The sequence below is a fragment of the Paenarthrobacter sp. NPDC018779 genome (assembly GCF_044391085.1).
Classification (GTDB): Bacteria; Actinomycetota; Actinomycetes; order Actinomycetales; family Micrococcaceae; genus Arthrobacter.
Genome location: NZ_JBIRZS010000024.1, coordinates 58,034 through 64,033, shown reverse-complemented (window position 1 = coordinate 64,033; position 6,000 = coordinate 58,034). Strand labels below are relative to the sequence as shown.

Below are 6,000 nucleotides of genomic sequence, written 5' to 3'. Positions count from 1 at the left end.
CGACACCCTCTACGCCATGCTCCGCGACGGCACCCTCTACCAAGCCCAAACACCCAAAACCGCTTGACGAAAAACATAGGGACACTCTCACCGAATCGCCCTTTTTCGGGATCGCTCTCTCACGGAGTCGCCTGTTTTGCGGGACGCTCTCTCACCGAATCGCCCGTTGAGCCGCACGCTCTCTCACCGAATCGCCCGTTGAGCCGCACGCTCTCTCACGGAGTCGCCTGTTTTGTCGGGCGCTCTCTCACAAACGGGCGTTCCTAGCTGCGTTCGTAACCGATCAGCCAGTGCAAGCCGTAGCGGTCGATTACCTGACCGTCGCTGGCTCCCCAGGGTTTGGGGCCCAGAGGGTCGATGACCCTCCCGCCGTCGGCGAGCCGTTCGAACCATCCGTGCAGTTCCGTTGGCGCGGCTGCGCCCAGCAGTGAGAGCATCAGCCCTTCTGTGCGGATGCTCGTCTCGCCTGATGCCGCGTCCGCGCCCGCTAAGGCAACTGCTCCGCCGAGGACGCCGTGGGCGACCGCGTCCGCGGGTCCATCGGTGCGCCCAAACTCTCCGTAGCTGTGGAGGGTGAGTTCTCCGCCGAAGACTCCCTGATAGAAGGCAAGGGCTTCACGGGCAGTTCCGGGGAAAAGGACATAAATCTGCAAGGCAGTCATGCGCCCGATCCTACTTCGTCGGTGAGAGAGGGTTGGGCGGTTTGGGGTGGTTTGGTGGGAGAGGGTTGGGGGTTTAAGGGTGGTTTGGTGGGAGAGGGTTGGGCGGTTTGGGGTGGTTTGGTGAGAGAGGGTTGGGCGGTTTGGGGTGGTTTGGTGAGAGAGGGCTGCTTTAGGTTTCGGTGCGGAGTTCGGGTTCCTTTTGCAGGCCGGTGAGGCCGTTCCAGGCCAGGTTCACCAGGTGTGCGGCGACGGCGCGCTTGTCCGGTTGCCGGCTGTCCAGCCACCATTGCCCCGTCATCGCCACCATGCCCACGAGCATCTGGGCGTACATGGCGCCATCGGCAGCGCTGAAGCCGCGCCGGGCGAATTCGTCGGAGAGCAGGTGCTCCACGCGAGCCGTGACATGGGACAACAACGTGGAGAAGGCCCCCTCGGGCTGTGAGGGCGGGGCGTCGCGCATCAGGATCCGGAAACCGTCGGTGCGCTCCTCGATGTAGCCAAGAAGTGCCAAGGCGGCCCGCTCAACGAGGACCCGGGGTTTGGCGTCGGTGCTGAGGGCCTCGGTGATGGAATCCAGGAGGATCCGGAATTCGGTGTCCACGACTTGCCGGTACAGGCCTTCCTTGGAGCCGAAGTGCTCATAGATCACAGGCTTGGAAACGCCCGCAGTGGCCGCAACTTCCTCGATGGTGGTGCCGTCCAGGCCCCGTGCGGCAAACAACGCCCGGCCGATGCCGATGAGCTGCGCGCGCCTCTGCTGGCCCGTCATCCTGGCCCGGACGGCCCCGCCCGACACGTGGGGAGTACGGGGTTCCAACGATCCGGTGACAGCGGTGTGCAGGGGGAGTTCGGTGCGCTTGCTCACTTGTCCATCATGCACCAAGGGCCGTGGCTGGACGCCGGACGCGCAGTTCACAACCCGGTAAAACGGGGTCAAGTCGCGAAGCATGCAAAGGTCATGGCAAACTAGTTTCTTGTGTGTGCATCCCGGTGATCCGGGAACGCCTCCGGACCCTGCCGTCCGGACGTGGAAAGCATGCACGGTCCGCTCTGGTGTAACGGCAGCACCCCGGCCTTTGGAGCCGTGGAGTATAGGTTCGAATCCTATGGGCGGAACGGTCGGAAATGCGCTCCACTCTGTACCTGGAACGGCTTGAGCAGTGCCTGGGTCCAAAGCTTGGATGGCAGCATTCCGAAGCCGGAATATCCGGGACAAACCGAGCAAGGAGAGCCAGTACGTGAGCCCCGAAACCACCGGTCCCGCAGCGGTCATCGTCTTGGCGGCAGGTGCCGGAACGCGAATGAAGTCGCGGACTCCCAAGATTCTCCACGAAATCGGCGGCCGCTCCATGGTGGGCCACGCGATCCTCGCCGCCCGTTCGATCAACCCCCAGAAGCTGGCCCTGGTGGTCCGCCATGAGCGCGACCGCGTCGCCGAGCACGTCTCCGTGCAGGATCCGGCAGCCCTGATCGTGGACCAGGACGACATCCCGGGCACGGGCCGGGCCGTAGAGGTTGCCGTGAAGGCCCTGGACGCCGAGGCCGAGCTGAGCGGCACCGTGGTGGTGACCTATGGCGATGTCCCGCTGCTCACCGGCGAACTCCTGGGCGAACTGGTCAGCACCCACGAGGCCGAGGGCAACGCCGTGACCGTCCTGACAGCCGTGCTGGACGACGCCACCGGTTACGGCCGCATCCTCCGTGGTGAAGATGGCACCGTGCTGGGCATCCGCGAGCACAAGGACGCCACGGACCAGGAACGCGCCATCCGCGAGATCAACTCCGGCATCTACGCCTTCGATGCCGCAGTCCTCCGCAAGGCGCTCGAAAGCGTCACCACCGACAACGCCCAGGGCGAGATGTACCTGACCGACGTGCTCGGTTTGGCCCGCGACGCCGGTGGCCGGGTTGCCGCCGTCGTGACCGATGACCGCTGGCAGGTTGAGGGTGCCAACGACCGCATCCAGCTTTCGGCCCTCGGTGCCGAGCACAACCGCCGCATCATCGAATTCTGGATGCGCGCCGGCGTCACTGTGGTGGACCCCTCCACCACGTGGATCGACTCCACCGTGACTCTCGACGAGGACGTCCGCCTGCTGCCCAACACCCAACTGCACGGTTCCACCACCGTGGCGAGGGACGCCGTCGTCGGCCCTGACACCACCCTCACCGACGTGAACGTCGGCGAAGGCGCCAAGGTGGTCCGCACGCACGGATCCGGTTCCACGATCGGTGCCAAGGCAAGCGTTGGACCGTTCACCTACCTCCGGCCCGGCACTGTCCTGGGGGCGACCGGCAAGATCGGCGCTTTCTACGAAACCAAGAACGTGACCATTGGCCGCGGCTCCAAGCTCTCCCATCTGGGCTACGCAGGCGATGCCGAAATCGGCGAGGACACCAACATCGGCTGCGGCAACATCACAGCCAATTACGACGGCGAGAAGAAGCACCGCACGGTGATCGGCTCCGGCGTCCGGACCGGTTCCAACACCGTTTTCGTTGCCCCGGTGACCGTGGGCGACGGCGCGTACAGCGGCGCCGGTGCAGTGATCCGCAAGGACGTCCCCGCCGGTGCCCTGGCCGTGAGCCTCGCCGCGCAGCGGAACGCCGAGGGTTGGGTCCTGGCCAACCGCGAAGGCTCCATCTCCGCGCGCCACGCTGAGGCAGCCTTGGAACCGCGGCTCGCAGCCGCCCCCACATCCTCACCATCCCCGGCAACCACAGAAGAGGGCACACAGGCATGAGCGAAATTACCGCACACGGCGAGAAGAAACTGGTTCTCGCCGCCGGAAGGGCACATCCGGAGCTGGCGCAGGAAATCGCGAAGGAACTCGAAACCGAGCTCCTGCCCATTGACGCCTACGACTTCGCGAACGGGGAAATCTACGTCCGTTCGGCCGAGAGCGTGCGCGGCACCGACGCGTTCGTGATCCAGGCCCACCCGGCACCCCTGAACAACTGGCTCATGGAGCAGTTGATCATGATTGACTCCCTCAAGCGTGCCTCCGCCAAGCGCATCACGGTGGTTTCGCCGTTCTACCCGTACTCCCGCCAGGACAAGAAGGGCCGTGGCCGCGAGCCCATCTCGGCCCGGCTGGTGGCGGACCTGTACAAGACCGCGGGTGCTGACCGGATCATGTCCGTGGACTTGCACACGTCCCAGATCCAGGGCTTCTTCGACGGCCCGGTGGATCACCTGATGGCCATCCCGCTGCTTGCCGACTACATCCGCACCAAGGTTGAAGCGGACAACATCACCGTTGTTTCTCCGGACACCGGCCGCGTCCGTGTAGCCGAGCAGTGGGCCGAGCGCCTGGGCGGTGCCCCGCTGGCGTTCGTGCACAAGAGCCGCGACCTCACGGTGCCCAACCAGGCTGTCTCCAAGACCGTTGTGGGCCAGATCGAAGGCCGCACCTGCGTGCTGATCGACGACATGATCGACACCGGCGGAACCATCTCCGGTGCTGTCCAGGTGCTCAAGAACGCCGGCGCCAAGGACGTCATCATTGCCTGCACGCACGCCGTGTTCTCGGACCCGGCCGCGCAGCGCCTGGCTGACTCCGGTGCCCGTGAAGTGGTTGTCACCAACACCCTGCCCATCCCGGCAGAAAAGCGCTTCCCGCAGCTCACGGTCCTCTCGATCGCGCCGCTGATTGCCCGCGCCATCCGTGAAGTGTTCGACGACGGTTCGGTCACCAGCCTGTTCGACGGCAAAGCGTAGCCAAGGACTGTTCCTGATGACGGGCCATCCACCGCTTGAGTGCGGTGGGTGGCCCGTTTTCCGTTTCCGACCGAACCGCTGGTAAACTTTCGGGGATACCTTGGCGAGGGAGAGCACGCTGGTTGTTGAAACCAGTGGATGTCTCCGTCATCGACTGGGTCTGTAACCTCCTTCGACGAAGGCGGGCCGGCGTTCAAGCCCGGGCCCGCGGGCGTGGAAGGTCACTCCAGACCTCCGCCCTTGCTGATCAACCAACCGCCATCCGGCGGTACACCAGTAATCAAGGAGTACACATGTCTGAGCAGAAGCTCGCAGCAGAACTGCGCACCGAATTCGGCAAGGGCTACGCCCGCCGTGCACGCGTCGCCGGCCGCATCCCCGCCGTCATCTACGGCCACGGTGCAGAGCCCGTCCACGTAACCCTCCCGGGCCGCGAAACCACCCTGGCAGTCCGCGTTGCCAACGCCCTGCTGAACCTGGACATCAACGGCGAGGCACACCTGACCATCGTCAAGGACATCCAGCGCAACGCCATCAAGCAGACCATCGAGCACATGGACCTCCTGACGGTCCGCCAGGGCGAGAAGGTCACCGTGGACGTCCCTGTCCACGTCACCGGTGAAGTTGCTCCGGGTGCCGTTGCCAACCAGGAAGCCACTACCCTCTCCGTTGAGGCCGAGGCTACCCACCTGCCCACCGCCCTCGAGGTTGACATCGAAGGCCGCGAAGCCGGCGCGCACGTCCACGCTTCCGACGTCGTTCTTCCCAAGGGCGTCAGCCTGCTGACCGAAGCCGACACGCTGGTGGTCAACATCTCCGAGCCGGTTGCCGTCGAAGCTGAAGAAGCTGCTGAAGGCGAAGAAGCACCGGCCGCTGAAGAAGCTGCCGAGTAGTCTTTGACTGCTTGAGGCTTAGCCTTTCGAAGAGTGGCCGGGTCCCTGCGGGGTCCCGGCCACTTTCCTTTGCCTGACCTTCCACGAGATTTCCTAGGATGGAAACCATGACTGACACTTGGCTGATCGTTGGCCTGGGCAACCCCGGCAGCGAGTACAGCGGCAACCGCCACAACGTGGGCCAGATGGTCCTGGATGAACTGGCCGCACGCATGGGAGGAAAGTTCAAGGCCCACAAGTCGCGTGCCCAGGTGGTGGAGGGCCGGCTCGGGATCGGTGGTCCCCGGGTAGTGCTGGCCAAGCCGATGACCTACATGAATGTTTCCGGTGGTCCGGTGTCTGCGCTGTGCAAGTTCTTCGACATCGCGCCGGACCACGTGATTGCCGTCCACGACGAAATCGACATCCCGTTCAATACCCTCAAGCTCAAGATCGGTGGCGGCGAGGGCGGCCACAACGGGCTGCGGGATATCTCCAAGGCGCTTGCCACCAAGGATTACCTGCGCGTGCGCGTAGGTGTCGGCCGGCCCCCGGGGCGCATGGACACCGCAGATTTCGTCCTGCGGGACTTCGGAACCGCGGAGAAGAAGGAACTCCCGTTGCTGCTGGACGAAGCAGCGGACGCCGTGGAATTGCTCATGGCCCAGGGTTTGCTTGCTGCGCAGCAGAAACACCACCCGGCGCGTTCTTGAGCAAATCTTGAGGAAAGCCTGATCAAAGCCTT

General features: G+C 64.5%; 6 protein-coding genes and 1 tRNA gene. 5 read left to right on the top strand and 2 right to left on the bottom strand.

Going from position 1 to position 6,000, the window contains the following annotated elements:
• Positions 1–263: 263 nt before the first annotated feature.
• Positions 264–662: a VOC family protein gene (locus tag ACH488_RS19080; RefSeq protein WP_397326122.1), complete on the bottom strand. Its 399-nt coding sequence runs from the start codon at positions 660–662 to the stop codon at positions 264–266.
• A gap of 169 nt (positions 663–831) precedes the next feature.
• Positions 832–1,431 (bottom strand): TetR/AcrR family transcriptional regulator, encoded by a 600-nt coding sequence (locus ACH488_RS19075; protein ID WP_397326124.1) that lies wholly within the window; start codon positions 1,429–1,431, stop codon positions 832–834.
• 275 nt (positions 1,432–1,706) lie between these two features.
• Here ACH488_RS19075 and ACH488_RS19070 point away from each other — a divergent pair.
• The 5 genes from ACH488_RS19070 (at position 1,707) to pth (ending at position 5,968) form a co-directional block, all read left to right on the top strand.
• Positions 1,707–1,778, top strand: a tRNA-Gln gene (locus ACH488_RS19070).
• Between the two features lie 122 nt (positions 1,779–1,900).
• Complete coding sequence (gene glmU / locus ACH488_RS19065) at positions 1,901–3,406, top strand: bifunctional UDP-N-acetylglucosamine diphosphorylase/glucosamine-1-phosphate N-acetyltransferase GlmU (RefSeq protein ID WP_397326121.1); 1,506 nt, start codon at positions 1,901–1,903, stop codon at positions 3,404–3,406.
• A complete protein-coding gene (locus tag ACH488_RS19060; protein WP_387433444.1) occupies positions 3,403–4,383 on the top strand; it encodes a ribose-phosphate diphosphokinase in 981 nt (326 codons plus the stop codon). The genes glmU and ACH488_RS19060 overlap by 4 nt, the downstream gene beginning before the upstream one ends.
• Before the next feature lie 293 nt (positions 4,384–4,676).
• Positions 4,677–5,276, top strand: a complete 600-nt coding sequence (locus tag ACH488_RS19055) for a 50S ribosomal protein L25/general stress protein Ctc (protein WP_397326120.1) — start codon at positions 4,677–4,679, stop codon at positions 5,274–5,276.
• A 107-nt stretch (positions 5,277–5,383) separates the two neighbouring features.
• Entirely contained in the window at positions 5,384–5,968 is a 585-nt protein-coding gene (gene pth, locus ACH488_RS19050) for an aminoacyl-tRNA hydrolase (protein ID WP_397326119.1), read from the top strand.
• The last annotated feature ends 32 nt before the right edge of the window (positions 5,969–6,000 follow it).

Bases quoted from the DNA above. Each gene is read 5' to 3' on its own strand.
- ACH488_RS19080 (WP_397326122.1), bottom strand. From the start codon at position 662: ATGACTGCCTTGCAGATTTATGTCCTTTTCCCCGGAACTGCCCGTGAA.
- ACH488_RS19075 (WP_397326124.1), bottom strand. From the start codon at position 1,431: ATGACGGGCCAGCAGAGGCGCGCGCAGCTCATCGGCATCGGCCGGGCG.
- ACH488_RS19060 (WP_387433444.1), top strand. From the start codon at position 3,403: ATGAGCGAAATTACCGCACACGGCGAGAAGAAACTGGTTCTCGCCGCC.
- ACH488_RS19055 (WP_397326120.1), top strand. From the start codon at position 4,677: ATGTCTGAGCAGAAGCTCGCAGCAGAACTGCGCACCGAATTCGGCAAG.
- pth (WP_397326119.1), top strand. From the start codon at position 5,384: ATGACTGACACTTGGCTGATCGTTGGCCTGGGCAACCCCGGCAGCGAG.